The 25070-nt window shown below is 71.4% G+C and carries 35 protein-coding genes; 18 read left to right on the forward strand and 17 right to left on the reverse strand.

Going from position 1 to position 25070, the window contains the following annotated elements; all coding sequences use genetic code 11:
* Positions 1-8: 8 nt before the first annotated feature.
* The 3 genes from AC1DZC_RS11140 to AC1DZC_RS11150 all read right to left on the reverse strand — a co-directional run bounded on the left by AC1DZC_RS11140 (position 9) and on the right by AC1DZC_RS11150 (position 2097).
* Positions 9-695 (reverse strand): DUF998 domain-containing protein, encoded by a 687-nt coding sequence (locus AC1DZC_RS11140; RefSeq protein WP_477037381.1) that lies wholly within the window; start codon positions 693-695, stop codon positions 9-11.
* 98 nt (positions 696-793) lie between these two features.
* Positions 794-1165, reverse strand: coding sequence for a group I truncated hemoglobin (locus AC1DZC_RS11145; RefSeq protein WP_477037380.1), 372 nt, complete (start codon positions 1163-1165; stop codon positions 794-796).
* Positions 1162-2097, reverse strand: coding sequence for a DMT family transporter (locus AC1DZC_RS11150; RefSeq protein ID WP_477043292.1), 936 nt, complete (start codon positions 2095-2097; stop codon positions 1162-1164). Before AC1DZC_RS11150 ends, AC1DZC_RS11145 begins: the two co-directional genes overlap by 4 nt.
* 361 nt (positions 2098-2458) lie before the next feature.
* On the opposite strand from AC1DZC_RS11150, the gene AC1DZC_RS11155 reads away from it, so the two are divergent.
* Together AC1DZC_RS11155 and AC1DZC_RS11160 are read left to right on the forward strand one after the other, a co-directional pair.
* The gene (locus AC1DZC_RS11155) at positions 2459-2890 is read left to right on the forward strand and encodes an ester cyclase (protein ID WP_477043293.1); all 432 of its coding nucleotides are present in this window, start codon (positions 2459-2461) and stop codon (positions 2888-2890) included.
* A gap of 9 nt (positions 2891-2899) precedes the next feature.
* Complete coding sequence (locus AC1DZC_RS11160) at positions 2900-3364, forward strand: GNAT family N-acetyltransferase (protein ID WP_477043294.1); 465 nt, start codon at positions 2900-2902, stop codon at positions 3362-3364.
* Positions 3365-3369: 5 nt separating this feature from the next.
* Here the strand turns inward: AC1DZC_RS11160 and AC1DZC_RS11165 are convergent, their stop codons facing one another.
* On the reverse strand, positions 3370-3819 hold the full coding sequence (locus AC1DZC_RS11165) for a nitroreductase/quinone reductase family protein (RefSeq protein WP_477043295.1): 450 nt from the start codon (positions 3817-3819) through the stop codon (positions 3370-3372).
* A gap of 135 nt (positions 3820-3954) precedes the next feature.
* Between AC1DZC_RS11165 and AC1DZC_RS11170 the strand changes: the two genes are divergently transcribed.
* On the forward strand, positions 3955-4713 hold the full coding sequence (locus tag AC1DZC_RS11170; RefSeq protein ID WP_477037375.1) for a ParA family protein: 759 nt from the start codon (positions 3955-3957) through the stop codon (positions 4711-4713).
* A 155-nt stretch (positions 4714-4868) separates the two neighbouring features.
* Positions 4869-5507, forward strand: a complete 639-nt coding sequence (locus AC1DZC_RS11175) for a hypothetical protein (protein ID WP_477037374.1) — start codon at positions 4869-4871, stop codon at positions 5505-5507.
* Here AC1DZC_RS11175 and AC1DZC_RS11180 read toward each other — a convergent pair.
* Positions 5504-5893, reverse strand: coding sequence for a hypothetical protein (locus AC1DZC_RS11180; protein WP_477043296.1), 390 nt, complete (start codon positions 5891-5893; stop codon positions 5504-5506). The genes AC1DZC_RS11175 and AC1DZC_RS11180 overlap by 4 nt on opposite strands.
* Positions 5894-5985: 92 nt before the next feature.
* Between AC1DZC_RS11180 and AC1DZC_RS11185 the strand changes: the two genes are divergently transcribed.
* Both AC1DZC_RS11185 and AC1DZC_RS11190 read left to right on the forward strand, forming a co-directional pair.
* The gene (locus AC1DZC_RS11185) at positions 5986-6810 is read left to right on the forward strand and encodes an SDR family oxidoreductase (RefSeq protein ID WP_477043297.1); all 825 of its coding nucleotides are present in this window, start codon (positions 5986-5988) and stop codon (positions 6808-6810) included.
* Positions 6811-6885: 75 nt separating this feature from the next.
* The gene (locus AC1DZC_RS11190) at positions 6886-7989 is read left to right on the forward strand and encodes an epoxide hydrolase family protein (RefSeq protein ID WP_477043298.1); all 1104 of its coding nucleotides are present in this window, start codon (positions 6886-6888) and stop codon (positions 7987-7989) included.
* Here the strand turns inward: AC1DZC_RS11190 and AC1DZC_RS11195 are convergent, their stop codons facing one another.
* Positions 7990-8874, reverse strand: a complete 885-nt coding sequence (locus AC1DZC_RS11195) for an aldo/keto reductase (protein WP_477043299.1) — start codon at positions 8872-8874, stop codon at positions 7990-7992. It lies immediately after the preceding gene.
* 255 nt (positions 8875-9129) lie between these two features.
* Here AC1DZC_RS11195 and AC1DZC_RS11200 point away from each other — a divergent pair, with 255 nt between their 5' ends.
* From AC1DZC_RS11200 to AC1DZC_RS11230, 7 genes are all read left to right on the forward strand, one after another.
* On the forward strand, positions 9130-9303 hold the full coding sequence (locus AC1DZC_RS11200; RefSeq protein ID WP_477037369.1) for a hypothetical protein: 174 nt from the start codon (positions 9130-9132) through the stop codon (positions 9301-9303).
* A gap of 294 nt (positions 9304-9597) precedes the next feature.
* Complete coding sequence (locus tag AC1DZC_RS11205; protein WP_477043300.1) at positions 9598-10047, forward strand: group II truncated hemoglobin; 450 nt, start codon at positions 9598-9600, stop codon at positions 10045-10047.
* Positions 10048-10152: 105 nt separating this feature from the next.
* On the forward strand, positions 10153-11520 hold the full coding sequence (locus tag AC1DZC_RS11210) for a transaminase (protein ID WP_477043301.1): 1368 nt from the start codon (positions 10153-10155) through the stop codon (positions 11518-11520).
* A 114-nt stretch (positions 11521-11634) separates the two neighbouring features.
* The gene (locus AC1DZC_RS11215) at positions 11635-13224 is read left to right on the forward strand and encodes a GGDEF domain-containing protein (RefSeq protein ID WP_477043302.1); all 1590 of its coding nucleotides are present in this window, start codon (positions 11635-11637) and stop codon (positions 13222-13224) included.
* Between the two features lie 87 nt (positions 13225-13311).
* Positions 13312-13884, forward strand: coding sequence for a hypothetical protein (locus AC1DZC_RS11220; protein ID WP_477037365.1), 573 nt, complete (start codon positions 13312-13314; stop codon positions 13882-13884).
* Positions 13885-13908: 24 nt separating this feature from the next.
* Positions 13909-14337 carry an HIT family protein gene (locus tag AC1DZC_RS11225; RefSeq protein ID WP_477043303.1) on the forward strand — a complete coding sequence of 143 codons (429 nt, stop codon included), beginning with the start codon at positions 13909-13911 and terminating at the stop codon, positions 14335-14337.
* Between the two features lie 99 nt (positions 14338-14436).
* Positions 14437-15378: a cold-shock protein gene (locus AC1DZC_RS11230; RefSeq protein ID WP_477043304.1), complete on the forward strand. Its 942-nt coding sequence runs from the start codon at positions 14437-14439 to the stop codon at positions 15376-15378.
* A gap of 11 nt (positions 15379-15389) precedes the next feature.
* Here the strand turns inward: AC1DZC_RS11230 and AC1DZC_RS11235 are convergent, their stop codons facing one another.
* From AC1DZC_RS11235 to AC1DZC_RS11245, 3 genes are all read right to left on the reverse strand, one after another.
* A complete protein-coding gene (locus AC1DZC_RS11235; protein ID WP_477037362.1) occupies positions 15390-15686 on the reverse strand; it encodes a transcriptional regulator in 297 nt (98 codons plus the stop codon).
* The gene (locus AC1DZC_RS11240) at positions 15683-16255 is read right to left on the reverse strand and encodes a hypothetical protein (protein WP_477043305.1); all 573 of its coding nucleotides are present in this window, start codon (positions 16253-16255) and stop codon (positions 15683-15685) included. The genes AC1DZC_RS11235 and AC1DZC_RS11240 overlap by 4 nt, the downstream gene beginning before the upstream one ends.
* Positions 16256-16344: 89 nt before the next feature.
* Positions 16345-16917 (reverse strand): dienelactone hydrolase family protein, encoded by a 573-nt coding sequence (locus AC1DZC_RS11245; protein WP_477043306.1) that lies wholly within the window; start codon positions 16915-16917, stop codon positions 16345-16347.
* 155 nt (positions 16918-17072) lie between these two features.
* Between AC1DZC_RS11245 and AC1DZC_RS11250 the strand changes: the two genes are divergently transcribed.
* Entirely contained in the window at positions 17073-17723 is a 651-nt protein-coding gene (locus AC1DZC_RS11250; protein WP_477043307.1) for a GNAT family N-acetyltransferase, read from the forward strand.
* Between the two features lie 24 nt (positions 17724-17747).
* Here AC1DZC_RS11250 and AC1DZC_RS11255 read toward each other — a convergent pair whose 3' ends face one another.
* Entirely contained in the window at positions 17748-18395 is a 648-nt protein-coding gene (locus tag AC1DZC_RS11255) for an NADPH-dependent F420 reductase (protein ID WP_477043308.1), read from the reverse strand.
* 92 nt (positions 18396-18487) lie between these two features.
* On the opposite strand from AC1DZC_RS11255, the gene AC1DZC_RS11260 reads away from it, so the two are divergent.
* Complete coding sequence (locus tag AC1DZC_RS11260) at positions 18488-19150, forward strand: TetR/AcrR family transcriptional regulator (protein WP_477037357.1); 663 nt, start codon at positions 18488-18490, stop codon at positions 19148-19150.
* A gap of 14 nt (positions 19151-19164) precedes the next feature.
* Here AC1DZC_RS11260 and AC1DZC_RS11265 read toward each other — a convergent pair whose 3' ends face one another.
* The 5 genes from AC1DZC_RS11265 to AC1DZC_RS11285 form a co-directional block, all read right to left on the reverse strand.
* Positions 19165-19782, reverse strand: coding sequence for a DinB family protein (locus tag AC1DZC_RS11265; protein WP_477037356.1), 618 nt, complete (start codon positions 19780-19782; stop codon positions 19165-19167).
* A 74-nt stretch (positions 19783-19856) separates the two neighbouring features.
* Entirely contained in the window at positions 19857-20495 is a 639-nt protein-coding gene (locus AC1DZC_RS11270; protein WP_477043309.1) for a YdeI/OmpD-associated family protein, read from the reverse strand.
* A 40-nt stretch (positions 20496-20535) separates the two neighbouring features.
* On the reverse strand, positions 20536-20952 hold the full coding sequence (locus AC1DZC_RS11275) for a RidA family protein (RefSeq protein WP_477043310.1): 417 nt from the start codon (positions 20950-20952) through the stop codon (positions 20536-20538).
* A 148-nt stretch (positions 20953-21100) separates the two neighbouring features.
* The gene (locus AC1DZC_RS11280) at positions 21101-21661 is read right to left on the reverse strand and encodes a GNAT family N-acetyltransferase (protein WP_477043311.1); all 561 of its coding nucleotides are present in this window, start codon (positions 21659-21661) and stop codon (positions 21101-21103) included.
* A 239-nt stretch (positions 21662-21900) separates the two neighbouring features.
* Positions 21901-22431 (reverse strand): DUF3995 domain-containing protein, encoded by a 531-nt coding sequence (locus tag AC1DZC_RS11285; protein ID WP_477043312.1) that lies wholly within the window; start codon positions 22429-22431, stop codon positions 21901-21903.
* A gap of 183 nt (positions 22432-22614) precedes the next feature.
* On the opposite strand from AC1DZC_RS11285, the gene AC1DZC_RS11290 reads away from it, so the two are divergent.
* From AC1DZC_RS11290 to AC1DZC_RS11300, 3 genes are read left to right on the forward strand one after another with little or no spacing between them, the layout of a single operon-like run.
* On the forward strand, positions 22615-22959 hold the full coding sequence (locus AC1DZC_RS11290; RefSeq protein WP_477043313.1) for an ArsR/SmtB family transcription factor: 345 nt from the start codon (positions 22615-22617) through the stop codon (positions 22957-22959).
* A complete protein-coding gene (locus AC1DZC_RS11295; RefSeq protein ID WP_477037350.1) occupies positions 22946-23419 on the forward strand; it encodes an SRPBCC domain-containing protein in 474 nt (157 codons plus the stop codon). The genes AC1DZC_RS11290 and AC1DZC_RS11295 overlap by 14 nt, the downstream gene beginning before the upstream one ends.
* The gene (locus AC1DZC_RS11300) at positions 23416-23865 is read left to right on the forward strand and encodes an SRPBCC family protein (protein ID WP_477043314.1); all 450 of its coding nucleotides are present in this window, start codon (positions 23416-23418) and stop codon (positions 23863-23865) included. The genes AC1DZC_RS11295 and AC1DZC_RS11300 overlap by 4 nt, the downstream gene beginning before the upstream one ends.
* A gap of 3 nt (positions 23866-23868) precedes the next feature.
* On the opposite strand, the gene AC1DZC_RS11305 is transcribed toward AC1DZC_RS11300, so the two are convergent.
* On the reverse strand, positions 23869-24207 hold the full coding sequence (locus tag AC1DZC_RS11305) for an iron chaperone (RefSeq protein ID WP_477043315.1): 339 nt from the start codon (positions 24205-24207) through the stop codon (positions 23869-23871).
* Positions 24208-24603: 396 nt separating this feature from the next.
* A complete protein-coding gene (locus AC1DZC_RS11310; protein WP_477043316.1) occupies positions 24604-25002 on the reverse strand; it encodes an MmcQ/YjbR family DNA-binding protein in 399 nt (132 codons plus the stop codon).
* Between the last annotated feature and the right edge of the window lie 68 nt (positions 25003-25070).

Raw genomic sequence — 25070 nt, forward strand, 5'->3', positions numbered from 1 at the left:
CCGCACGATCAGCCGACCGGCTGGGCGCGTCCGAGGATCCGTGTGGCGAGGAGCACCGGAGTGCCGAACACCACGGCGATGAACGCGCACTCGACCAGGCCGCCGTTGGAGCCGAAGGCGCCGGAGACGAACCAGAGCAGGAGCACGAGCGAGGCGGTCGCAGCGAACCGGGTACGGCGTCCGAGACCGGGCTGGCCCGAACGCCGCACACCGGAGGCCAGCAGGAACGTGCCGACGATGAGGACCAGGAACAGGACCAGGGACACCAGGTTGTGGACGACGTGGTGGCTCGAGACCAGGCCGGCCTCCTCCTGCGCCAGGCACGCCTGCTGCAGGTTCGAGCAGTCCTGCCGGGCGAAGCCCGCTACGAGCGTGAGCACGCCGGCCACGACGACCAGGGCGGAGCCTGCCTTGCCCGCCTTGCCCTTGAGCCGGGTGAACAGGTAGCTGCCCGACGCGAGGAGGGTGACGGCCATCGCGACGAACCCGAAGATCATGATGGCTGCGGACTTCGACTCCTCCGACGCGAGTGCGCTGATCGCCTCGCTCCGGGCGCTGTAGCCGGGGTCGAGAAGGCCTGCCAGGGCGATCGCGGCGACGGCCGCGCCGGCGCTGACGACGGCCAGGCGCACGAGGCGCTTGCCCTTGTCGACCTGCTCCGGGGCGACGAGCTCCGGGCTGAGGGTGGTGGTCATGAGAACTCCTTTGAGTGGTGGCGGCCGTGGTGGTCCGCTCGATGTGGACGACTCTGGGTGGAGTCGCTTGCAGACGGCCTGCAGGAACCTGAACGCCGTCAGCGCACGGCGACGACCTGCGACCTCAGAGCCGCGATCTCGACGATCACGTCGTCGATCAGCCGGGGTTCGACCGCCCGTGCCGCGAGGGTGTCGAGCAGGTGCCCGGCGGTGCGGTCGAACACGTCGTCGGTGAGGTGCAGGGGCGCGTGCGCGCTCGTGAGCCGGGCCTCGTCGGCCGGGCGCGTCCGCGGGGCGAGCACCGCGAGCAGGAACTCGGTCATGTGCCGGCGCTGCGCGGCCATGTCGACGTGCGCGAAGTACGGCTGCAGTGCCGGGTCCGCGAGGACGCGGCGGTAGAGGTCGTCGACCGCGAGGTGGACGGCGTCGACGCCGCCGAGGCGTTCGACGAGGCTCGTCGGCGGCCTCATCGGTCGCCCCGCCGGCTACCCAGCTCGACCACGTACATCGCGCCGAGCAGCAGCACCGCGCCGACCACCGTCCGGGCTGACAGCGCTGCTCCCGTCAGGACGGCCGTCAGTCCAGCCGCGGCGGGCTCCAGCGTGAGGATGACAGCCGCGCGGGTACCGCTCACCCGGGACTGCGACCAGCTCAGCAGAGCCATCGCCAGTGCGGTCGCGACGACCGCGAGGAAGCCGACGCAGGCCCACGCCTCCGCGTCGGGCGGCAGGGCGGGCATCGGCGGGGTGCCCGTGGCCGCGGAGCGGAGCGCCACGACCACCAGGGCGAGGCCCGCGACCGCGACCGTCTGGACCCGTGCGAGCCGCAGCGCATGACCAGGCACCGACCAGCGCGAGAGCAGGACCACATGGGCGCCCCAGGCCGCGGCGGACGCCATCGTCAGCAGCTCCCCCGGCCCTAGGCCGGCGCCTCGCAGGCTCAGCACCGCGACGCCGGCGGTCGCCAGCGCGACGCCGGCCCAGGTGGCGCGTCCGAGCCGCTCGCGGAAGACCAGCCACGCGGCGAGCGGGGCGATGACGACGAGCAGGCTGGTGAGGAAGCCCGACGTGAGGGCGTCGGTGTAGGTCAACGCCCAGGTCTGCAGCAGGAACCCCGATCCCAGCAGGGCGCCCAGGGCCAACCCGCGTCGGCGCAGCGCGGACGGCAGGGGCGGTGCCGACCGGGTGGCGAGGGCGAGCACCAGGGCGCCCAGCCCGAACCGCCAGGCCACGAGGTCTGCGGCGGGCAGCGCCGCGGCGGCGTCGTCGGCGACCGTGAAGGTCACGCCCCAGATCACCGCGACCAGGGCGAGTGCCGCGGGCGGCAGCCAGGTCCGGGACGGACCGGGTTCGAGCAGGGTGGAGCCACGGGTCGGGGCGCTCGTCGGGAGCAGCGTGGTCATCGGTTCGTCCTTCGATCGGTTGCCCGGATCGTCACGGGACCGACCTGCAGAAAACCTGCAGCCCGCTTCAGCCCTCCCGGCTGCAAGCTCCTCGCAACCGTCCTGCAGGCGTGACCGGGTTGCCTGGGCTCAGCACCGGGACGCGGTGCGTTCCCCACCGTTGACGAGGTCGTGCCATGTCTGCTCGGCAGTTCCATCCCTCCCACGACGACCGCCTGTGGTCGGACCGTCTCGGCTCCACCCGCGGCGTGCACGAGGTGCACCTCGGTCGGCTCGCCGCCGACCGTGACGCGCTGCGCCAGGCGCGCGTCGCACGCTCCCGGTCGAAGGCCCGCGCCAGGGCACGTTCTCGGGGGACGTCGTGAGCGTCGACATCCCGGCTCTGCTGGAGCTGTGGACGAGGCCGCTCCCGACCGGCTCCGACGCCGCCGAGGCGTTCCGCGGGCTCTACGCCAACCCGGTCCGCGTGAACGGCACGCTCCTGAGCGCCGAGGACCTGGTGCGCAGCGCGCGCACCCTGCAGCAGGCGTTCGCGGACGTGAGCCGCGACATCCTGGACGTGTGCGACGCCGGCTCGAAGGTCGCCGTGGCCTTCCGCCTCGAGGGCCGGCACGTCGGACCGCTGACCACCTCGGCCGGCGTGCTCGCCCCCACTGGCGAGAGGCTGTCGCTCCGGGTGATCGACGTGCTCACGGTCGTCGACGGCAGGATCGCGGCCGTCACCATGGTCGCCGACGAGCTCGGCGCGCTGGCGGCAGTGCACGCCGCGGTCCTCGTCGCCCCGGCGACCTAGGCTCGGGCCGTGCCCGTCGAGCTCGTCGAGATCACAGCCGCCAACGAGGCGGAGGTGTGCGCGTTGCGGGTGTCCGCAGCCCAGGAGCAGTTCGTCGGGACCGTCCGCGGCGCGTTGTCCGACGCCGCCGCCTACCCACAGGCGCGGCCCTGGTACCGGGCCGTGTACGTGTCCGGGCGGCCCGTGGGCTTCGTGATGCTCAGCTGGGACGTCGTGCCGGAGCCTCCGAACATCGTCGGCCCGTGGTTCCTGTGGAAGCTGCTCGTCGACGAGGCCGAGCAGGGCCAGGGCTATGGCGCGCAGATCGTCGCTCGCGTCGCCGACCTCGTCCGGGCCGAGGGGGCGACCGAGCTGCTGACGAGCTACGTCGAGGGCGTCGGCGGCCCGGCCGGGTTCTACGCGCGGCTCGGCTTCGTACCGACCGGGGAACAGGACGGCAACGGCGAGGTCATCGTGCGGTTGCCGTTGCGCTGACCCGCTCAGACCTGGGCGGCAGGGCCGTCCGTCGGCTCCAGCAGGACGACCGGGATGACCCGCGACGTCCGCTCCTGGTACTGCGCGTAGCGCGGCATCTCGGCGACGACGCGCGGCCAGAGGCGGTCGCGCTCGTCCGGCGTCGCCACCCGGGCCTGCATGGGACCGGCCGGGCCGCCGGCGACCGCGACCCGCACCTGCGGGTGGTCGCGCAGGTTGAGGAACCACGCGGGGTCGAGGTCGTCGCCGCCCCGCGACGCGACGATCACCAGGCTCTGCCCGAGCTGGACCGGCGACGTCAGCATCGACGTACGCGCCCGCCCCGAGCGGCGTCCGACCGTGACGAGCTCGAGCGACGGATGCCCGAGCAGGGTGCCTCCGAGCCGGCCGCGACTCACCGTCAGGATCGCGCGGTGCACCCCGCTCAGCGTCCTCATCACGAACGTGCTCGTCATGCCCTGGTCCTCGGGAGCCGGCTCATGGCTCGATGAAAGCACGCGAGCTCGTCGGGTACGGCCCCGCGGGGACGACGGGCGTGAGACCGTGCGTACGTCGGACCTTCGACATTCGAACCGTCAGGGAGGCACCCGATGAAGGTCTTCGCGTCGTACAACATCAAGGGCGGGGTCGGGAAGACGTCGACCGCCGTGAACCTCGCGCACCTGTCCGCGCGCGAGGGCCGCCGAACTCTGCTGTGGGACCTCGACCCGCAGGCCGCGGCGACGTACATGTTCCGCGTCAAGCCGCGGGTCAAGGGCGGCGGCCACGCCCTGGTGACCGGCAAGCGCCCGATCGAGGACGCGATCAGGTCGACCGACTTCGGCGACCTGGACCTCCTGCCGGCCGACTTCAGCTACCGCAACATGGACCTCGAGCTCGACGACGCCAAGAAGCGCACGCGGCGGCTCCGCCAGCTGATCGGCACCGTGCCCGACGTCTACGACATGGTGTTCCTCGACTGCCCGCCGAGCATCTCGCTGATGTCCGAGAACATCCTGAACGCCGCCGACACCCTGCTCGTGCCGCTCATCCCCGCGACGCTCTCGCTGCGCACCTTCGACCAGCTGAGCACGTTCGTCGCCGACTCGGACAAGCCGAGACCCGAGCTCGTCGCGTTCTTCTCGATGGTCGACCGCCGCAAGCGGCTGCACCGCGACGTCATCGAGTCGATCCCGCGCGACGGCACGCGCGTCGCGAGCACCGAGATCCCCGCGCTCTCGATCATCGAGCAGATGGCCGAGCAGCGCGCCCCCGTGACCGCGTTCGCCCCGGCGAGCCGCGCCGCGCGGTGCTACGAGCAGCTCTGGGCAGAGGTCCGCCCGGCGGCCAAGGCCTCGCGCCAGAAGTGACCGCCGGGCGAGCACGCACCCTCTACCGGTAGAGGCGGATGTCGGCGAGGCGACCGAGCTCGTGGTCCGCGGATCCACGGGTCCGGCGCCTGCCGACGCGTGAGCGTGCGCGCGTCGGGACGCGTGATCCCCCGGCGCGGCGTCATGATCGGCACATGGAGGACGAGGCGCCGGCGAGCACTGGCGTGGACTGGCGCGAGGTCGTCGTGGTCGTGCTGCTCTCCGTGACGACGATCCTGACGGCGTGGGTCGGCTTCCAGTCGAGCAAGTGGGGCGGGGCGATGTCGATCTCGTTCAGCCAGGCGTCGACGGCGCGGATCGAGGCCACACGCTACGAGGGCGTCGCGAACCGCAAGATCAGCGTCCAGGCGACGCTGTTCTCCCAGTGGGCCGCGGCCTACGCGGCGAACGACACGGCGCTCGCGGAGTTCCTGTCGGCACGGTTCCCGGAGCCGCTCGCGACCGCGTTCCCGGTGTGGATCGAGTCCAAGCCCCTGCAGAACCCGGACGCCGCGGCGACGCCCTTCGACCTGCCCGAGTACAAGATCCCCGAGCTCGACCTGGCCAAGGCGTCCGACGCGCGTGCCGACGCGAAGTACCAGCAGGCGCTGACCAACAACCAGCGCGGCGACAACTACACGGTGCTCACGGTGGCGTTCGCCGCGGTCCTGTTCTTCGCCGCCATCTCCGGCCGGATGAAGTCCACGCGCGGCGGTGACGTGCTGCTCGGGCTGGCGCTCGTGCTCTTCGTCGTCGCGTCGTCGTTCCTGGTGGCGTACCCGAAGCTGGTCTAGCTCCCGGCCAGACCGCCGTCGATCGTGTTCGCGTCGCCCTCGAACGGGCGCAGCGTGTCCGGCGCCGGGAAGGGCAGGACGTAGCTGGCCGTCACCACGTCGACGGCCCCGAAGTCGTCCACCTTGACGACGACGCGCTCGGGCGTCACCTCGACGATCCGGACGCGCTCGCGGGTGCCGTCGCTCAGGTCGAGCTGCCACAGGTCGGCGATCCAGCGCAGGCCGCGCTCCTCGAGCGCCTCTTCGGCGTCCAGCCAGTCGACCGTCCCGGTCACCGCGCGTCCCAGGGCGTCGTGGGCGACGAACCCGTCACCCTCCGGGCTGATCCACCCGACGATCTCGCGGTCGCTCGGGCGGCGGTGCTCGATCCAGCTCTCCGGCGGCATCGGCCGATCGTCGTCGGAACCTTCTGCCTTGTCCAGGTCGATTCGACGGTCCGACTTGCGTTCGAGTGCACTCGAAGTCCTAGCGTCGAGGCATGACGCAGAAGACCTGGTTCCTCACCGGCACGTCGCGCGGCTTCGGCCGGGAGTGGGCGGTCGCGGCCCTCGAACGCGGTGACCGGGTCGCGGCGACGGCCCGCGACGCCTCGACCCTCGACGACCTCGTCGCGACGTACGGCGACGCGGTCCTGCCCCTCACGCTGGACGTCACCGACCGTGCCGCCGACTTCGCCGCCGTGCAGCGGGCGCACGAGCACTTCGGCCGGCTCGACGTCGTCGTGAACAACGCCGGCTACGGGCAGTTCGGCTTCATCGAGGAGCTGAGCGAGGCCGAGCTGCGCGACCAGATGGAGACCAACCTGTTCGGTGCCTTCTGGGTGACCCAGGCCGCGCTGCCGTTCCTGCGGGCGCAGGGCGCCGGGCACATCATCCAGGTCTCGTCGATCGGCGGGATCTCCGCGTTCCCGAACATCGGCGCGTACCACGCGTCGAAGTGGGCGCTCGAGGGGTTCAGCCAGGCGCTCGCCCAGGAGGTCGCGGGCTTCGGCATCCACGTGACGCTCGTCGAGCCGGCAGGCTTCTCGACGGACTGGGGCGGCTCGTCGGCCCGGCACGCGACCCCGCTCGCCGAGTACGACGACTACCGGGCGCAGATGCAGGAGGCGCGGGCCAGGCGCATCGGCACCCCGGGCGACCCGACCTCGTCGGCCGCGGCCATCCTGCGGGTGGTGGACGCCGAGCAGCCGCCGCTGCGCGTGTTCTTCGGCGCCTCGCCGCTCGGCACCGCCAAGGCGGACTACGCGTCGCGGATCGCCACGTGGGAGCAGTGGGAGGACGTCGCGAGGCTCGCGCAGGGCTGAGCCGCTCCGCGCACCCGTGCCAGGCGCAGGGGTGGTGTCCAGCGGGATGTCGGAGGGTGCTCGTACCGTCGGCCCATGACAGTCCGACCGTTCACCATCGACGTGCCGCAGCCGGTTCTCGACGACCTGCGCGAGCGGCTGGCGCGGACGCGCCTGCTCGACGACTCGCCCCGTCGTCCGGCCTCCGGCATGACCGCGGCGTACCTGAGCGAGCTCGTCGCGACGTGGTCGTCGTTCGCCTGGCGTGCGCGCGAGGCGTGGCTGAACGAGCATCCGCAGTTCCTCGCCGAGGTCGACGGGGCGACGCTGCACTTCGCCCACCGGCGGTCGGCCGTCCCCGACGCCCCGGCGCTCCTGGTCATGCACGGCTGGCCGCACACGTTCGCCCTGCAGCTCGACTTCGCCGACCTGCTGCCGGACTTCGACGTGGTCGTGGTGAGCCTGCCGGGGTTCGCCTTCTCGCCGCCGCTCGACGGGCCGATCACCGAGCAGCGGATCGCCGGGCTCGCGCACGCGCTGATGACCGACGTGCTCGGCTACTCGCGCTACCTCACCTACGGCGAGGACGTGACCGCCAACGTCAGCGACCTGATCGCGGCGACGCACCCCGAGGCGGTCGCGGGGATCGTCGTCACGCACGCGCACTTCCTGGCGCAGGACGAGCGGGAGGCGACGACCGACCCGACCGAGCGCGCCTTCTACGACCGCATGGCCGACGGCTGGCACCAGCAGGCCGGCTACGCACACGTCCAGGGCACCCGGCCGGACGTCCTCGCCGCGGCGCTGAACGACTCACCCGCCGGACTGCTCGCGTGGATCGCCGAGAAGCTCGTCGAGTGGAGCGACACCCCGCCCGGCGACCCTTCGGCGGTGGAGCGGCGCATCTCCCGCGACCGCATCCTCACCGAGGCCACGCTCTACTGGGTCACGCAGACCATCGGCACCTCGTTCCGGTCGTACTTCGACGGGCAGGACGCCGAGGTCCCAGCCGTCGAGGTGCCGGCGGCGGTCTTCGTGCAGCGGCACGAGCACGACAACCCCGAGTCGGTCGCGCGGCGGTTCTACCGCGACCTGCGCGTGTTCGAGCGACTGCCCGAGGGCGGCCACTTCACCGTCGCGGAGGTTCCGGCGGCGATGGCCGAGCGGGTGCGCCGGTTCGCGGGCGAGCTCGAGGGCTGATCAGGCCTCCGGGATCGGGCGGCCGAAGGCCTCGAGGGTCATCGCCTCGGGCTCCGGACCGCCGCGGTGACCGGTCTCGAGGCCGTCGATGGTCGCGAGCTCCTCGTCGGTGAGGTCGAATCCGGTGACGTCGAAGTTCTCCGCGATGCGCGACGGGGTGACCGACTTCGGGATCGCCGAGCGCCCCTGCTGCAGGTGCCAGCGCAGCATGACCTGCGCGGGCGTCCTGCCGTGCGCGGTGGCGATCGCGCCGATCGTCGGGTCCTCGAGCGTCGAGGTGTGCCCGGAGTCGCGGTAGAACGTGATGCCGCCGATCGGGGACCACGCCTGGGACACGGTGCCGTGAGAGGCGTCGGCGGCCAGCACCGCCGGCTGGCGGAAGTACGGGTGGATCTCGAGCTGGTTGATCGCGGGCACGACCGTCGTCGCGGCGAGCAGGTCGTCGAGGTGGTTCGTCATGAAGTTCGACACCCCGATCGCGCGGACCCTGCCGTCGGCGAGCAGCGTCTCCAGCGCGCGGTAGGCATCGATCGTGAGGTCGAACCGGCTGGGCAGCGCCTGGTGCAGGATCAGCAGGTCGATCGTCTCGATGCCGAGCTTGGCCGCGGACTTGTCGAACGCGTGCAGGGTCGCGTCGTACCCGTAGTCGCTGATCCAGACCTTCGTCTCGACGAAGACGTCGTCGCGCGGCACCCCGGACTCGCGCAGCGCCTGCCCGACCTCGCGCTCGTTGCCGTAGGCCGCCGCCGTGTCGATGTGCCGGTACCCGACCCCCAGCGCCGAGCGCACCGCCGCGATCGTCTCGTCGGGCTGGGTCTGGAAGACGCCGTAGCCGAGGGCGGGCATGGTCACGCCGTTGTTCAGGGTGAGGGTGGGGATCGTCATGCGCTCCACGCTAGGCCCGCAGCAGCCGTCGAGGCAGGGGCCGTCGGTACCCCTTGACCCCTTCCGCGCTCCGAACCCGGGGAGGACGGGCCACCGTGCGTTGAGGGGTTCAAGGGATCGTCGACGTGCTCGTCCGGACCGCGCGCGCGACGGTGACCTGTCTCACGTTCCGCCCGATCGGGCGTGCTCAGGTCTCACCATGAAGTGCAAGCGGCCCGACGCCCCGCTGGCCGCCACCCTCGGAGGAGGTGCGCCATGGCCCAGGACGACACGACGCTGCACTGCGGTGAGTGCCGGACCCGCTACCCCGTCGGTCGCCTCGCGCGCGAGTGCGAGCTGACGCACGGCGTCCGTCTGGTCTACGACAACTCGAGCTTCTGGATCGGTGCCGGCGACACCGGACCGCGCTACTCGCAGGACCGCGGCTGAGCGGTCGTCGCTAGTCGAAGAACGGCGGGAGCAGGTCCTCGTCGGGTTCGTCGGACGTCTTCAGCGTGCCGTCCGTCTGCGCGATCTCGACTCGCCACCAAGGTGCGTTCACGTCTTCGATCCTCGTGCGGCGCCAGACGACGGCACAGGGCCGAAAGGCCCGACAAGGCAGCACTGTCGGTGCGTGCTGCGTTCGCGCGCCGACGCAGCGGCCCCGGGAGCGAGACCGGGTGTGCCGAGCGTGGTGGTGACACGTGCCTGGTCGTCGCCGGTCGCCGGTGCCACAGTGGTCCTATGCCGAGTCTGTTCGAGGCCGCCGACGGGCACGACGGGCTCTACCGGCTCGCCGAGGCCTGGCACGAGCGTGTCCTCGCCGACGAGGTGGTGAGCCACGCGTTCAGTCACGGCTTCCACCCGCAGCACACCGAACGGCTGGCGGCCTACTGGGTCGAGGCGCTCGGCGGTCCCGACGAGTACTCCCAGCGGTACGGCGACGAGTCGTCGGTGGTGCGGATGCACAGCGGGAACGGCCCCCACGAGGAGATGGACCGCTGCGCGATCGCCTGCTTCGAGGGCGCGCTCGACGACGTCGGGCTCACCTCCGACCCGCGCCTGGCCGCCGCCTTGCGTGACTACTTCGCGTGGGCGACGACCACGACGATGGCCCGCTACGAGTCGTCGGCCGACGACGTGCCCGCGGGCCTGACGATCCCGAAGTGGACCTGGGACGGGCCGGCCGACTGAGTGATCGCCCCGCCTGAGCCCGCACCGGCCCTGGTGCGGCCAACGCGGCCGACGAGGGTGGCCTGGGAAGGCATACGGGCAGGTCGCGACCGATAGCGTGCCCTCGTGACGACCGTCGACCGCACCCGCCTGGCCGCCCTGCTCGAGCGAGAGGTCGAGAGCTATCGCGCTCTGCACCCGGAGTCAGCGGCGCTGCGCGATCGCGCCGAGCACCTGTTCGGCCGGGTGCCCATGACCTGGATGAACATGGGTGCAGGTGGGTTTCCCCTGGCGTTCAGCACGGCCGGCGGGGCGCACATCACGGACGTCGACGGTCTCGACTACGTCGACTTCGCCCTCGGTGACACGGGCGCCATGGCGGGCCACTCGCCGGAGCCCACCGTTCGTGCGGTGCAGCAACGGATCGCCGAACAGGGCGGCATCACGACGATGATGCCGACGCAGGACGCCGAGACCGTGGCGGCCGAGCTCGCCGACCGCTTCGGGGTCCCACAGTGGTCCTTCACGCTGACCGCCACCGACGCGAACCGCTGGGCGATCCGGCTGGCGCGCATGGTGACCGGGAGGCCGCGCGTGCTCGTGTTCTCGTACTGCTACCACGGGACGGTCGACGAGTCGCTGGTCGTGGTCGGGCCGGACGGCACTCCCCAGGTCCGTCCCGGCAACGTCGGCCCCGCGGTGGATCCGACGACGACCACCCGGGTCGTGGAGTGGAACGACCTCGACGCCCTCGACCGCGAGCTCGCCCACGGGGACGTCGCGGCGATCCTCACCGAACCGGCCCTCACCAACATCGGCATCGTCCTGCCGGATCCTGGCTTTCTCGACGAGATGCGCGCCCTGGCCACCCGGCACGGCTCTCTGCTCATCATCGACGAGACCCACACGTTCTCCGCCGGCCCGGGCGGCATGACGAAGCGCGACGGCCTCGCTCCCGACATCGTCGTGATCGGGAAGTCGATCGGCGGCGGCATCCCGAGCGGCGCGTACGGGCTGAGCACCGACGTCGCGAACGCCGTCCACGACTGCGTCGCTCGCGGTACCGCCGACATCGTGGACGTCGGGGGAGTCGGCGGCACGCTCGCGGGCAACGCGCTGTCGCTCGCGGCGATGCGGGCGACGCTGCAGGAGGTGCTCACCGCGCAGGCGTTCGAGGGCATGGTGGAGCTCGCGACCCGCTACACGGCCGGGATCCAGCAGACCATCGACGCCCACGACCTGCCCTGGTCCGTGGTGCAGCTGGGCGCCCGGGCGGAGTACCGCTTCGCGCGACCTGCGCCGCGCGACGGCGGGGCCTCGGCCGCCGCTGCGGACCCAGACCTGGACGCCTTCCTCCACCTCTTCCTGGCCAACAGGGGGATCCTGCTGACGCCGTTCCACAACATGGCGCTCATGTCGCCGGCGACGACCGCGGCCGACGTCGACCGTCACCTCGCGGTGTTCGCCGAGGCGGTCCGGGAACTCGCCGGGTAGCGGGTGGATCACCCGTGCGAGCGGGCGAGATCGTTCAACAGCTCGGGCCTTCGAGCCGATAAGTCATTCGTGCGTCGCCGGCGCACGGTCAGCCATCGTCTCGCCGGGAGGGTCATGCCTCCGACCGAAGTGGGCGCCACCAGCCGCGAGCTGGTCCTGGTGTCGGAGTTCGGCCCGCTGGACGAGCTCTCCGACGTGGCGCACCAGAGCTACCTCGACGGCTTCTCCACGCGGGCCGTGGCTCAGTGCCGCCAGTGGGTGTGTGTGACGGACGCCGCCGGCGACTGGCTCACGTCGCTCTACCTGCGCTACATCGAGGCGATCGCCCTCCAGGAGCTCGGCGAGCACCGGGCCGCCGTGACTGCTGCCCAGACTCTCCTGACGAGCCTGGGCGAGGCGGCCATGCCGACATGGCGCGCCAAGGCGCTCGCCATGGTGGCCGAGGCGAGCAACAGCCTGGGCGAGCACAGCGTGGCGATCGCCGCGACGGCAGAGGCGGACTGGCTGCTCCAGGACATCCCGGCCGACAGCTACGGCCATCTGTCGGCGAGCATGGCGGTGGCACTGGCGATGCGGTCGGCGCACCTGGTCGAGCAGTCGGAGGCCGCACTCAGCGCGATCACCCGGCAGGACGAGCCCGAGCTCCAGCTCCTGGTCGCGCAGGAGATGGCGATGCTGAGCGCCTACTGGGCGACCGCACTGCTCACCCAGGGGCGGGTGGACGAGGCCGACGCCCACCTCGCGCGGACCGCCAGCAGGGCAAGCCGCATGCGACGGCTCGCGCAGAGGGCGTCCCAGCCGTCGATGGAGGCCCGCGCCGGCGTCATCGAGGCGTACGCGCTGCTGCACCTGGGCGAGCCGGACCTGGCGTTCAGTCGGGCCCGTGGCGCGGCTGAGGGCTTCTCGGCGCGCCCCGAGCTCCTCGAGACCCACCTGCTGGGGCTCGTCCTGGCCCGAGCGCACGTCGAGGCGAGGGAGTACGGCGCAGCGGCCGAACAGCTGCACGCCGTGCTCGAGGCGACCCAGAGCCCGAGCCGCGAGGTGTGGGCGGGAGCCGCTCGAGCCGAGCTGGCCGACCTCATCGTCGCCGAGCACGGCCCGCAGCCCGCGATGGACCTGTGGCGGCAGACCGCGCAGGCGGCCCTCGGGCGCGCGTGGGCCGAACGAGAGGCTCGGTACTCCGCGCTGCGGGACCGGCACGACCTGCGCCGCCTGGCCTCGGAGACCTCTCGAGCCGGCCGGGCGGCCGGCCAGGACCCGCTGACCCAGCTCGCCAACCGCCGGGTCCTCCCGGAGGCGTTCGCCTCGGCCGCGGACGGCGCGTACGCGGTGTTCGTCGACATCGACCAGTTCAAGGCCATCAACGACACCTGGTCCCACTCGGTCGGGGACCTCGTCCTGCAGACCCTCGCGGAGATCCTGCGGGCCGCGTCGCGCAGCGGCGACGTCGTCGCGCGGTACGGCGGCGACGAGTTCGTGATCCTGCCGAGCGACGGGGGACTGGCCGCACAGACCGTCGCGCGGCGCGTCCACGAGTTCGTGCGGCGGCGTGCCTGGGGCGAGCTCGCCCCAGGCCTCGAGGTGACGGTGTCCGTCGGTGTCGGGCCGCTGGTCGCCGGTGACCATCCGCTGCACGCGGCCGACCTGGCCCTGCTCGCCGCCAAGGACGCCGGCCGGGACCAGGTCGTCGTCGCGTACGCCTGAGCCACCGCGAGCGACGTGGCCGGTACAGCGACGGCCCGCACGTGCCTCGACGAAGCCGACGGACTCACTCCCCGATAAGTTGCCTCAGTGATCCACGCCCGCCCCGTCGCCGTCGCCGTCGCCGTCGCCTCAGTGATGCTCACGCTCGCGCTCGGGGCGTGTGCCGGACGAGCCGCCTCGGCGACCGATCCCGCTGAGCCCACCGAGATCGCCGCCCGGACCGAGTACGTCGGGATCGCGCCCGAGCTCGTCTACGTCACGGAGGTCGACGGGTTTGACCTCTGGCCGCAGTCCGTCGGCGTCATGGGCGACGACGGCATGTCGGCGACCTACGGCACGAAGGACGGGGGGCGCACGGTGGCGCTGACGACCGATCGGCACACCGACCCGAGCGTCGCCCGATGTGCCGAGCTGCCGGACGCCGCGGCGGCGGTCCTGCGGTGCTCCGTCCAGCGCGGCGAGGCGTACATCCTGCTCGAGGGCGACGGCGTCGACCCCGAGACCCTGCGGACGGCCGCCGACGCGGTCCGCGTGCCGACGTCGGGCGAGCTCGGTGACCTGTTCGCGGAGCTCCCGACGCCGCAGGGCCCGGTCGAGCGACCCGATCTGCAGCAGGGCGGCGAGGGCCAGCAGGCTGACCCACCGGCGCTGGGCGGCTGACGCATGACGCACGACGTGACATCGGTGGCACAAGGGTGCATCTTCTGCGCCATCGCGGCCCGACGGGCCGAGGCCAGTGTGGTGTACGAGGACGAGACCGTCGTCGCCTTCATGGACCTGAACCCCGTCACGCCCGGACATCTTCTCGTCGTCCCACGCACCCACGCCGCGGGCCTCGACGACCTCGATCGAGGCACGAGCGCTCACGTCTGGTCGGTCGGTCACGACATGGCGCGAGCATTGCGACGATCACCCCTGCGCTGCGACGGGATCAACCTCCTGCTCTGCGACGGCGAAGCCGCGTTTCAGACGGTCTTCCACTTCCACCTGCACGTCATCCCTCGCTTCGACGGAGACGGCTGGATCCTCAGGTCGGAGCCGCCGGAACGGGCGAGATCGCTCCTCGACGGCGACGCACGAGCGATCACGGATGCCCTCGCGTCGATGTTCTGAGGCATCTGCCGACGAGCTGGACCCACGTCGGGCACCTGCCCGCGGCCTCGTCGGGGGAGACTGGTGACAGCAACCTGCTGCCTCGACAAGGAGTGACCCGTGCCCCAGGGAACTGTCCGCTGGTTCGACGCCGAGCGAGGCTTCGGCTTCCTCTCCCTCGGGGACGAGGCCGAGGACCTTTTCGTCCACGCGTCCGAGATCCTCGACGACGGCGGACCGCGGCTTCTCCGAGAGGGGCAGGTCGTCGAGTTCGAGCTGGGCGAGGGAGACCGCGGCCCGCAGGCTCGTCGCGTCCGGGTCATCGGCGACCACGCGCCCGATGCACCCCTGGGCGTGCTCGGCACCGTCTCCTGGTACGAGCCGGGCAAGGGGTACGGCTTCGTCACGCCCGACGGCGGCGGCGCGGAGATCTTCGTGCACAGCTCGGCCATCGTGGGCGGCGGCGTGGTCACGGACGGGCAGCGGGTCGCGTTCCTCGTCGTCGACGGCGAGAAGGGGCCGCAGGCGGACCACCTGCTCCCGCTCGGGGCCCAGGCCGCACGGGCCGTGGCGTCCGACGGAGCCGACGGCACCGTGTCCTGGTACGACGCGGACAAGGGCTTCGGGTTCGTGACCCCGGACGCCGGAGGCGAGGACGCCTTCGTCCACGTCCGGGAGCTGCTCGGAGGGCTGACCGAGCTGTCCGACGGGGATCGCGTGACGTTCGACGCCGCCGCGGGCGACAAGGGACCGCAGGCCCGCAACGTCCGGCTCGTCGGCGGTTCGGGACGTCGCGGTGCGCCGCCCGCGCCGTCKGGCCGCGGTCGATACGGCGCCCCGAGCGAGTCCGCCGGCTCCGTGCGCGGCGGCGAGGGAGTCGTCGCGCGGTACGACGCGGAGCGCGGGTTCGGGTTCATCACCCCGGACGCCGGGGGCGCGGACCTGTTCGTGCACGTGTCGGTCGTCCGCGGCGCCGACGCGTTGGAGGAGGGCGACCGGGTCCGCTACAAGGTGCGCCAGAGCGATCGGGGACCGCAGGCCGACAGCGTCGAACGGGCCTGAGGGCCGGGGCCTCAGCCCGCCGGGATGCCGTCGATCACGGCGCGCAAGGCCGCAACGTGCACGCCGAGCGCCGTCCGGCCCGTCGGAGTGAGCGCGATCCAGGTGGTGCGGCGCCCGCGGTGCACTCCCTTTCGGCTCACGACGTAGTCGGCGGCGGCCAGTGCGGACACGTGCTTGGACAGCACCGAGTCGCTGACGTCGAGCTGGTCGCGCACGGTGGCGAATTCCGCCTCGGACACCGCGGTCAGCATGGACAGCAGCATCAGCCGCGCGGGCGGGTTGATCAGCGGGTCGAGTGCTGCGCTCATCGGGAGTTCGCGGCCAGCAGGCCCAGCGCGACGACCGCGACGCCGAGGTAGAGACCGAGGAGCACCCTCGACTCGGTCCGCAGCCCGCGCTCGGGAACCTCCCGGTAGCGGCGCATCCAGCGCCGGCCGCACAACGCGTAGGCGGCGCCGCCCCCGGACGAGACCAGCAGGGCCAGCCACCAGAGCCCGCTGTCCGCGGCAACGTAGGCGACGATCGCGGCGCCACCGTACGAGAGCGACGCCCACAGGTCGGTGCCCAGGACGACCCGGCCCGTGAACCCGTCGAGACGCACCCCGTTCAGCCGACGGAACCGCACGACCTCGACCAGCGCGGCGACCAGGAAGACGACGACACCGGCGGCCACCCAGCCGAGGACGGACCCCTCCGACGCTCCGACGTCGTCGGCACTCGCGATCCCGATGACCGCCGTAGCGATCTGGACCGCGACCGCGGCGCCGATGAGCACGTCGTGACCGCGTGGCACCTGGACCGAGCGTGCGATGGCGGACCGCGCCCGGTCGGACGCGTCGAGGGCGGCGGCCGCCGCAGCGGGGTCCATGTTTTCCATGTTGGAAAGTATGGATCGAACTTTCCAATATGGCAAGTATCCAGCGTCCGGACTGCCGCCAGCGAGTCCGGCGCACCGGCCGGGCGCGCCTAGCGGTCGGCCAGGAACTCGAGCATCCGCTCCACCACGAGATCCGTCTGCGCCTCGTCGTAGGTGGGCAGGGAGCTGTCGACGAACAGATGTGTGTCGCCGGGGTAGGCGTAGACGGCGCCGGACCCCGCGATCGCGATCTTCGCCTCGGCGTCGGCGACCGCCTCGGGGCCGAAGAACTCGTCGCCTGTGTGGCCGTGCACCTGCAACGGGACGCCGGGCGTCCAGCCACCGAAGTCGTCCGGGCCGGTGCACGCCTCGAGGAACACGGCGCCGCGTGCTCCCGGTCGCCTCGCGACGAGCAGGTGCGAGTACACGGCCCCCATCGAGATGCCCGCGTACACGATGTCGGTGGGCAGCCCTTCGGCCGCGGCCGTTGCCCTGGCGACCATCTCGTCCCACCCGAGCGTCTCCTCCTCGTGCGCCATGCCGGCCGCGAGGTTGTCGAACACCCGCCCGTCCCACAGGTCCGGCGTGTGGACGGTGTGGCCTGCGGAGCGCAGGCGATCGGCGAGCGCGCGGACCCCGTCCGTCAGCCCGAGGACGTGGTGCAGCAGCAGGACCTCCGTCATGCGGGCACCCTCCCACCGTCGTCCGACACCGACAAGCGGTCGGTCGCGGTTGTTGACGACACCGACTCGGGCTCCGCACTGGCGCCTCTTGCGCTCCGGGGCCAACCGCGAGAATTGCCGTGCTCACCCCGTCCTGTTCGGGCATCCTTGCCGCCGTGGACCCGTACCTGCAGACCGAACGTGTGACGCTGCGCCGCTTCGGCGCCGACGGCGCCGACCTGCTGACCGAGCTCGACAGCGATCCCGCGGTCATGCGCTACCTGTCCGGAGGCGAGCCGACCGCGCTCGAGGTGTACCGCGATCTCGGCATGCCGAGCATCCTCGCCGGCTACGACCGGTGGGCCGGCGACTTCGGCCTCTTCGCGGCGTACGAGACGGCGGGCGGCGCGTTCATCGGGTGGTTCTGCCTGCGTCCCGAGCGCGACGGGCCGCTGGACGAGGCCGAGCTCGGATACCGGCTGCGGCAGGCCGCCTGGGGCAGGGGCCTGGCCACCGAGGTGTCCGCGGCCTTGCTCGCGAAGGCGTTCACCGACCTCGACGTCCGCATGGTGTGGGGCGAGACGATGGCGCTGAACCGCGCCTCGCAGCACGTGATGGAGAAGGTCGGGATGGTGGTCACGCAGACGCTGGAGACGCCCGAGGACATGATGGCGGTCGAGGGCGCCGAGCTCGGCGGCTTCCGGTACGAGGTCACGAGGGAGCAGTGGGAGCGGTCGCGGGGCCTGGAGGAATTCATCGGGTCACCGCGCGACCTGCAGGCGGACAACCGTCCGACGACGGTCAGCCCCTCTTCCCGTAGAGACTGACGCGGCGCGGACCCGCCGCCATGCTCAGCCGACCTCGGCACTCAAGGCGACGTCGAAGCCCGCGCCGTTGCGCGCCAGGCCCATGAGGAGGATGCCGGCCCATTCGAGGACGTGAGTCATCTCGAGCCCTCCGACGTCGAGGGGGCGCATGTCCAAGCTCGTCAGAAAGGCCGCGAAGCGTGCCTTCGCGTCGGCGCTGTCGCCGGCGAACAGCACGTCCAAGGGCTTGTCGGCGGCAATGACGCCGCGGAATATCGAGTTGAACGCCTTGACGACGTGCGCACCCTTCGCGGCGGCGGCGATCTGCTGGGAGACCGAGTTGCCGGGCGTGGTCACGACCCCGCTCGCGTCGGCGTTGAACGGGTTGGTGATGTCGACCAGGATCTTGCCGGCCAGCGCATCGCCGTAGTGAGCGACGGCGTCGACCGCGCCTGCGTACAGGACGGCCACGATGACGATGTCGCCCGCCGGCCTTGCGCCGAACGTCCCTACGGTGGCTCCGTCGCCGATCTGGTCGGCAGCCGCGCGAGCCTTGGCGGCGTCCCGGCTCATGATCTCGACCAAGTGGCCGTGTCTCGCTGCCCGGGCGCCGATGGTCGTGGCCATGTTGCCCGAGCCGATGATGCTGATCGTGGTCATGATGATCGTCCCTCCGTGGTGTCCGGCGTGCATACCGGATCGGTGCTGGCCCTTGAGGCCGTCCCCGCTTAACCGGAGGGATGCCTCAGGATATTCCGGAGGGGTGCCTCCCGTAGACTCGGCGGGTGAGCACCAGCGACATCGAGCAGACGCGGAGGCCGCTACGCCGCGACGCTCGCGAGCGCCGTGCCAAGCTCATCGATGCGGCGCAGCGCGAGTTCGCCGCGCACGGTGTGGACGCCTCCTTGGAGAAGATCGCGCGCGACGCCGGGGTCGCCATCGGCACCCTGTATCGCCACTTCCCGACACGTCTGGACCTGCTCATGGCCGCCTTCAGGCCGCGGCTCGAGGAGTTCCTCCGTGGCGCCGACGAGGCGATGGGGATCGACGATCCGTGGGATGGCTTCGTCGCCTATCTGGAGAACCTGTTCGCGGTGCAGGCGGGCGACCGAGGATTCAACGACTTCCTCTCCCGACGCTTTCCCGGCAACGCTGTCACCGAGTCCATCCACGATCAGATGTGCCAGCAGATCGAGGACGTGCTCGCCCGAGCACAAGGAGCCGGCGCGGCACGCCTCGACATCACACGGGCCGACATCGTCAACCTCATCTGGTCCAACGGGCGGATCATCGACGCAACCAGCTCCACGGCGCCCACGGCGTGGCGGCGCCCTCTCTACCTCATGCTCGACGCCTACCGCGCCGAGGGAGCACATCCGATCCCCGAACCGCCGATGACGGACGAGCAGCTCTATGACGCCATGGTGCATCTCAGCCAGGCGGACTAGGGCGCACCTGCGCGTCACGCCAGCCGGATGTACAGGTCCCTGAGGAGGGCGATCTCAGCGCCGTGGTGGACGACTTCCTGGTTCATCCACCAGACGACGTCGAGGAAGGTCTCCTCGGAGTCGGAGCCGTTCGGGTAGGTGCTGTAGCCGACCGTGTCGAGGGCGGCGTCGTCGGCTCCCAGGAGTGTCGCGCGCCATGCCGCGACCGCTGCGGTCAGCCCCGCGACGGCTCCCGCTGCTGTGCCCTGCGGCTCGTCGGACGCCTCCGTGTGGGTGTGGGTGCCGTCGGTGTGGTCCGCGCGGCCCGCCAGCGTCTTGGCCACGTGGTTGATGCGCCAGCCGATGCTCGTGACCGGCGGCGGCCAGGGGTGCGGGCGGCCCCCGTCGTGGCCCCACTCGCCCGCTCCGACGAGTCTCGTCGCGCCGAGGCCGCCAGGCCCGTCCGTCTGCCGGCGAATGGTCCACGCGCCGGGGACGGGCTCCCAGAGGAGCTCCGCGTCCGTGAGCGGCTCGACCACCACCTGCTCGTCGTCGCCGCTGTCGACCCAGGGGCCGCTGAGGCGCTGCAGGAGTCGGGTGCTGGCGAAGTCGTACTCGGCCAGCAGGGGAGCGAGGCGCGGGGGGACGGTCACGCCCTGACCGTTGCGCGTGGGGCGTGCCGACCGCAAGAGGATTCTCGACGACGTAGGACGCAGGCTTTTGTGCTTCATCGCGCTTCAGCCGCGGCAGCGGCGGCCCGCGCCAACCACGCCGGAACGTCGCCGTAGCGTTGGCCCGGCACGAGCTGGCCCTCGGCGCTGCACTCGATCAGCTGTGCCATCCGGCGGGCGCGGGTGACGTCCTGCTTGGCTGAGGTGACCCACACGGCGCAGAACTTGCGGTAGGTCGCAGTCGACGCCTCCCAGAACGCGGTGGCCGCCGGCGACGCAGCCAGCTCCTCGGCAAACGAGTCCGGGAGTCCGGCCCACGGTCGCTCGTGACTGTAGGGCGCCTCTTCGCGGGTGCGCTGCTCCCAGATCGCCAACCCGCTCGGCTGCATCCGCCCCTCGGCGCGCAGCTTCTCGACGAGATCGAGATTGACCCGGCTCCAGTGGGACGTCTTCTTGCGAGGGGTCCAGCGCTGTCGCCGGGACTCGTCGTCGATGCGTTGCGAGACCGAGTCGATCCATCCCCAGCACAGCGCCTCGACGACCGCTAGCTCCCAGGTCAGGCCGCGATCAGCCGCGCCCTTCTTCTTCAAGCCCATCCACAGCATCGTCTCCGTGTCGTGGTGCAGTGCCAGCCAGGCACCGAACTCCTCGGGACTGTCAAAGAAGCGCGCGGGTCGTTCGGGCGAGCCGCCCATCCGCCCCGGAGTCCTGGACTGCGCCTGGTCACGTGTCATCTCAGACCGCGCTCGGACGGATCGCGATCGCCTCGACCTCGACCAGCTGGTCGTCGTAACCCAGGACGTTGACGCCGAGCAGGGTGCTCGGGGCGTCGTGGGTGCCGAAGGCACCACGGACGACGTGCCAGGCGATGCCGAGATCGGCCTGCTGGGACGACGCGACGTAGATGGTCGTCTTGACGACGTCGGTCAGCTGCGCGCCGGCGGCCTGCAGCGCGGTGACGAGATTCGCCATGACCTGTGCGGCCTGTCCGGCGACGTCGCCCACAGCGACCGTCCTGCCGTCGGCGTCGAGCGGGCAGGCTCCCGCGGTGAAGACGAGCTGGCCAGGCCGGGCAACAGCCGCGTAGGCGTAAGGCGCTCGCGCCGTCAGCTGCGGAGGTCGGACGAAGGTGATCGCGGGCTCGGACGACATGGCGACCCACGCTAGCGGGCGGAGGTCGAGGACGTGCAGGAGCAATCGCATGCCGGCCCGAGCGAGCAGTCGTCGTCGCGGTGACGGGGCGGTGGGTACTGGCGAGGGGTTCCGCCTGCCGAGCTCTGACGGGCGGGCTGCTCATGAGTCAGAGGGTGGCGCGCATGACCCACCGCCACTTGGCGATGCGCCGGTCCCTCACAAATCCATGCCGCTCGTACAGTTCTTCGGATCCGGTGTGGAGATATGCGCCTCGCTGCGGGGGTCGATCCGCCGTTTGTTCCGGGTAGGCCTCGACGACGCCGCCGCCGGCGCGGTGGATCTCGTCCAGGGCCCCTTGCACGGCGGCCGCAGCGATCCCGTGGCCGCGGTCCTTCGAGTTCGTAAAGATGCATCCGATCCGCCAGTCGGGCGGATCCTGCGCTTCAGCGTCGTAGGCGCGGCGGTTCTTGATGTTGGGGAGCTCCGGTGGGGTGCCGAACTGACACCAGCCGACACATCTCTCCTCGTCGTAGACCAGTACCTGGCGCACGGCACCGTGCTGCACGAGCTGCTGCTTGGCGTCCCGGTTGCCCTGGCGCGTCCCGGTGGAACCGCCCGGATGGAATCCCATGCACCAGCAGCCACCCCACACACCGTTGTTCGACTCGACGAGCGCAGCGAAGTCGTCCCACGTGTCCGGCGTCAGCATCCGGGTGGTCAGCGCCATGGCGCGATTCTCGCGCAAGGTGGCAACACCCTCAACGGGCCGGTGCCGGGCGGCTGGAGAGGCTGGCGAGTTTCTGGAGGAACTCATCCGGGTTGTCCGACGCCCACCTCGCTGACCTGCGACCGGACAAGTAGGTGAGACGGCCGTCGTCTCATGTACGTGTCCAAGTCCTCGGTCACTGCACCTACGGAACTCATTCCAGCTTCAATCGTGGTCGTCGAAGGCGCCGAGCGCTGGCGTCACGTTCGTCGGGCGACCTCTCGACCGGCGGCGCCGGGCCTGCTGAACCAGAGGCTGGTCACGAGAGCCAGTCCCCAGAGGGCGAACCACGGGTCCCACACGTAGGCGTGCCAGGCCAGGGCCCGCTGGTCGCTGTCCTGGCTCGCGTGCATGACGCCCACCTGGACCAGAAGGCCGACCGCGGTGAGGACGCCGCCGTAGCCAAGGAGCACGATCCCGGCGATCCATCCCAGCGTGCGGGGGAGACGGCCGGTCATCCAGCCGGGGAACCGGCCCGGGGGCCCGGCGAGCACGGGTGCGGCGAGCGCGACGCCGGCCTTGAGCGCGACGACGAGCCACAGCACGACGGCGACGCTCGCGGTCCGTCGGCGTCCCCACTCCTCGATCTCGCCGCCGACGGTGTCGAGCAGGCCGTCCCCGCCGAGCGCCCAATAGGCGCTGACCGCTGCGCTGCCGAGCCAGAGCAGAGTGGCGACTGCTGCCGCGAGCCGTGGGGCCGACCAAGGAGCGGCAGGCCGGTGGGGAACCACCTGGCCACCGTAGCGAGGACCTCCGGGGTCAAGCAGGTCAGCCGACGGTGAGAACGAGCTTGCCGCGGACCTTCGCGGACTCCCCGACCCGGTGCGCCTCCGGCCTCCCGGATGCGCTTGACGAACGGCCGTCGCCAGGGACAGTATCCAACCAACCGGTTACACAACCAGAAGGTTTCACAGATGGATGCGCTGAGCGCGACGTTCGCCGCCCTCGCCGATACGACCCGCCGGGCCATCCTCGCCCGGCTGGCCGAGGGCGAGGCGACCGTTGCCGAGCTGGCGGAACCGTTTGACATGACGAGCCAGGCCGTCTCCAAGCACCTGCGCGTGCTCGAGGAGGCCGGCCTGATCACGCGGGGCCGGCGTGCGCAGTGGCGTCCGAGCCGGCTCCGGGAAGACGCGCTCGATGACGCCACCGACTGGCTCGAGCACCATCGGGCTGCCTTCCGGCAGCGCTTCGACGCCCTGGACCGTGAGATCGCCGCACTGCGGAGAGACGAGGAGAACCTCGATGGGAACCACTGAGCTGATGATCGAGCCCGGGCGGCAGGACGTCGTCGTCGTGCACGACTTCGACGCGCCGCCGGAGATCGCGTTCCGCGCCTACACCGACCCCGAGCTGATGCCGCGCTGGAAAGGGTCCGACCGGTTCGCGGTCGTCGTCGACGAGCACGACCTGCGCGTGGGGGGGCGCTGGCGCCTGGTGATGACCCGCGGTGACGGCACGGAGTACCCGATGCGTGGGGTGTTCCACGAGGTCAGCGCGCCGCACCGGCTGGTGTCGACCTTCGAGTTCGAGGAGGGCGGGCCGGGCGCCCTGCAGCTGCTCGTCGAGACGTTCGAGCCCACCGCGTCCGGGTGCCGGCTGACGTCGGTGTCGCTGTTCGCGTCGGTGGAGGACCGTGACCGGTGGGTGCCGTCCGGCGGGCTGGAGTCGGGGACGCGCTCGTCGATGGCCCTCCTCGACCAGGCGCTGGCGTCATGACCGACCTCGAGGTGCGGCGGGCGTTCGACGCCCCGGCGAGCGTCCTGTGGGCTGCCTGGACGGACTCCGAAGCCGTGCGCAGGTGGTGGGGGCCGCAGGGGTTCACCTGCCCGGTCGCGCGGATGGACGTGCGGGTCGGTGGGGTCTCGCTCGTGGCCATGCGCACGCCCGACGGGGTCGACCTCTGGAGCACGTGGACCTACACGCGCGTCGACGTCGGCGAGCGGCTCGAGTTCCTCCACGGGTTCAGCGACGCCGATGGCGGCTCTCACGACCCGCAGGACCTCGGCTTCCCACCCGGCATCCCGCGCGAGGTCCCGCACGTCATCACGGTCCGCGACGGGCTGATGACCGTCGTCGAGCGCGGGTACGCCGACGAGCAGGTCGCCGAGCTGTCGCGACGGGGCCTGGATTCGTCGCTGGACAAGCTGGCCGCGACCTTCTGAGTGCTACGGGTGCTGGGCCCGCAACGCCGTCGCGATCCGCTCGACGAGGTCGGTCGGGACCGGATCGCGGTACAGGAGCTTCACCGTGTCCTTCGCCGCGCGGTACGGGGCGACTTCGGCCTCGAGCTCCGGCTCCAGCGGGGCGACCGGGTAGAGACCGACGTGCTTCTTCCACCCGCCGAAGTGCAGCGCATACCGGTCGCTCAGCATGAACGCCGGCATCCCGTAGCGGATCCGTTCCTCGGCTCCGGGAAGTGCCCGGCGCAGCGCCTCGGCGACCTCCGTCAGGATGGGCCGGACCTCGTCGGGGAACGACGCGATGTACTCGTCTGTCGCATTCATCGGCCTGTGTTGCTCGCCTTGCCGTCGATCCAGAGCGCTTCGGTCACGTCACGGTATCCGCTGAACCGCGGAGACGCGCCGCCCCGTCGTTGCCCGGGGCGCGCAGTGGGCGACCAGGTGAGATCCCACAGACGCAGTTGTAGGAACTCATCGGACGTGTCCGACGCTCAACGGCCTACCTGCTGTAGGACACATAGGTGAGCCTGCGCGCGTCTCACCTAGTTGTCCGAATCCTCAGCCCGGCACCTCGTGATGCCCGAGCCCGTCTCGCTGATCTGCTCAGCCAGCAAGTGGCGTCGAGCGCCAGGTCCAGCTGTTCTCCTGACGGCGACTGCGAGTTGCAGCACGTGGCCGACCGATCACGCCGGTGAGTTCCCACTGGGACGAGCCGGCGGTTCATCCACCTGCCTTCAGCCGGAACGCGAGGCGGCGGGGCGCCTGCACGCGATAGCTGTCCGTCACCAGCTCAGCAACCTCGACCCAGTCCGTCTCGTCGTCCAGCACCATTCCCACGACATTCTCACCCCAGTCGGCCCGGAAGAACGGAGGGCCGGCATGCGCCAGCGCGGCCAACTCCCCGGGCGGCGCCCGGAAGGTCATCAGGATGGCCGGATGGTCCAGATCGATATACGCCGACCGCCTCTCGTCGGTGGTGTAGACGTGCAGGAACGTCCGCCGGCGAATCCGCCACCGCAGGCCGATCCACGCCGGCTCCTCGTACGCCTCGGGCAGTTCCCCGCAGATCACCCGGAGCCTGCCCACAACGGCGGGTGGAACGTCCGCGATGTCGCTCATCTGTACCTTCCCGCGCCCATCCTCCCCGCCGGGTAGGACATCAGCACATCAGAGTCTCCGGGGTTGGC

The organism is Cellulomonas sp. P2_B4 (assembly GCF_056404795.1).

Excerpts from the sequence above, each read along its gene's own strand:
- AC1DZC_RS11165 (WP_477043295.1), bottom strand. The coding sequence starts at position 3,819 with ATGACGAGCACGTTCGTGATGAGGACGCTGAGCGGGGTGCACCGCGCG.
- AC1DZC_RS11295 (WP_477037350.1), top strand. The coding sequence starts at position 22,946 with ATGGGAACCACTGAGCTGATGATCGAGCCCGGGCGGCAGGACGTCGTC.
- AC1DZC_RS11185 (WP_477043297.1), top strand. The coding sequence starts at position 5,986 with ATGACGCAGAAGACCTGGTTCCTCACCGGCACGTCGCGCGGCTTCGGC.
- AC1DZC_RS11255 (WP_477043308.1), bottom strand. The coding sequence starts at position 18,395 with ATGCACGCCGGACACCACGGAGGGACGATCATCATGACCACGATCAGC.
- AC1DZC_RS11235 (WP_477037362.1), bottom strand. The coding sequence starts at position 15,686 with ATGAGCGCAGCACTCGACCCGCTGATCAACCCGCCCGCGCGGCTGATG.
- AC1DZC_RS11175 (WP_477037374.1), top strand. The coding sequence starts at position 4,869 with ATGGAGGACGAGGCGCCGGCGAGCACTGGCGTGGACTGGCGCGAGGTC.
- AC1DZC_RS11290 (WP_477043313.1), top strand. The coding sequence starts at position 22,615 with ATGGATGCGCTGAGCGCGACGTTCGCCGCCCTCGCCGATACGACCCGC.
- AC1DZC_RS11280 (WP_477043311.1), bottom strand. The coding sequence starts at position 21,661 with ATGGCGCTGACCACCCGGATGCTGACGCCGGACACGTGGGACGACTTC.
- AC1DZC_RS11305 (WP_477043315.1), bottom strand. The coding sequence starts at position 24,207 with ATGAATGCGACAGACGAGTACATCGCGTCGTTCCCCGACGAGGTCCGG.
- AC1DZC_RS11275 (WP_477043310.1), bottom strand. The coding sequence starts at position 20,952 with ATGTCGTCCGAGCCCGCGATCACCTTCGTCCGACCTCCGCAGCTGACG.
- AC1DZC_RS11270 (WP_477043309.1), bottom strand. The coding sequence starts at position 20,495 with ATGGGCGGCTCGCCCGAACGACCCGCGCGCTTCTTTGACAGTCCCGAG.
- AC1DZC_RS11200 (WP_477037369.1), top strand. The coding sequence starts at position 9,130 with ATGGCCCAGGACGACACGACGCTGCACTGCGGTGAGTGCCGGACCCGC.
- AC1DZC_RS11180 (WP_477043296.1), bottom strand. The coding sequence starts at position 5,893 with ATGCCGCCGGAGAGCTGGATCGAGCACCGCCGCCCGAGCGACCGCGAG.
- AC1DZC_RS11150 (WP_477043292.1), bottom strand. The coding sequence starts at position 2,097 with ATGACCACGCTGCTCCCGACGAGCGCCCCGACCCGTGGCTCCACCCTG.
- AC1DZC_RS11170 (WP_477037375.1), top strand. The coding sequence starts at position 3,955 with ATGAAGGTCTTCGCGTCGTACAACATCAAGGGCGGGGTCGGGAAGACG.
- AC1DZC_RS11240 (WP_477043305.1), bottom strand. The coding sequence starts at position 16,255 with ATGGAAAACATGGACCCCGCTGCGGCGGCCGCCGCCCTCGACGCGTCC.
- AC1DZC_RS11195 (WP_477043299.1), bottom strand. The coding sequence starts at position 8,874 with ATGACGATCCCCACCCTCACCCTGAACAACGGCGTGACCATGCCCGCC.
- AC1DZC_RS11140 (WP_477037381.1), bottom strand. The coding sequence starts at position 695 with ATGACCACCACCCTCAGCCCGGAGCTCGTCGCCCCGGAGCAGGTCGAC.
- AC1DZC_RS11300 (WP_477043314.1), top strand. The coding sequence starts at position 23,416 with ATGACCGACCTCGAGGTGCGGCGGGCGTTCGACGCCCCGGCGAGCGTC.
- AC1DZC_RS11205 (WP_477043300.1), top strand. The coding sequence starts at position 9,598 with ATGCCGAGTCTGTTCGAGGCCGCCGACGGGCACGACGGGCTCTACCGG.
- AC1DZC_RS11145 (WP_477037380.1), bottom strand. The coding sequence starts at position 1,165 with ATGAGGCCGCCGACGAGCCTCGTCGAACGCCTCGGCGGCGTCGACGCC.
- AC1DZC_RS11310 (WP_477043316.1), bottom strand. The coding sequence starts at position 25,002 with ATGAGCGACATCGCGGACGTTCCACCCGCCGTTGTGGGCAGGCTCCGG.
- AC1DZC_RS11215 (WP_477043302.1), top strand. The coding sequence starts at position 11,635 with ATGCCTCCGACCGAAGTGGGCGCCACCAGCCGCGAGCTGGTCCTGGTG.
- AC1DZC_RS11245 (WP_477043306.1), bottom strand. The coding sequence starts at position 16,917 with ATGACGGAGGTCCTGCTGCTGCACCACGTCCTCGGGCTGACGGACGGG.
- AC1DZC_RS11190 (WP_477043298.1), top strand. The coding sequence starts at position 6,886 with ATGACAGTCCGACCGTTCACCATCGACGTGCCGCAGCCGGTTCTCGAC.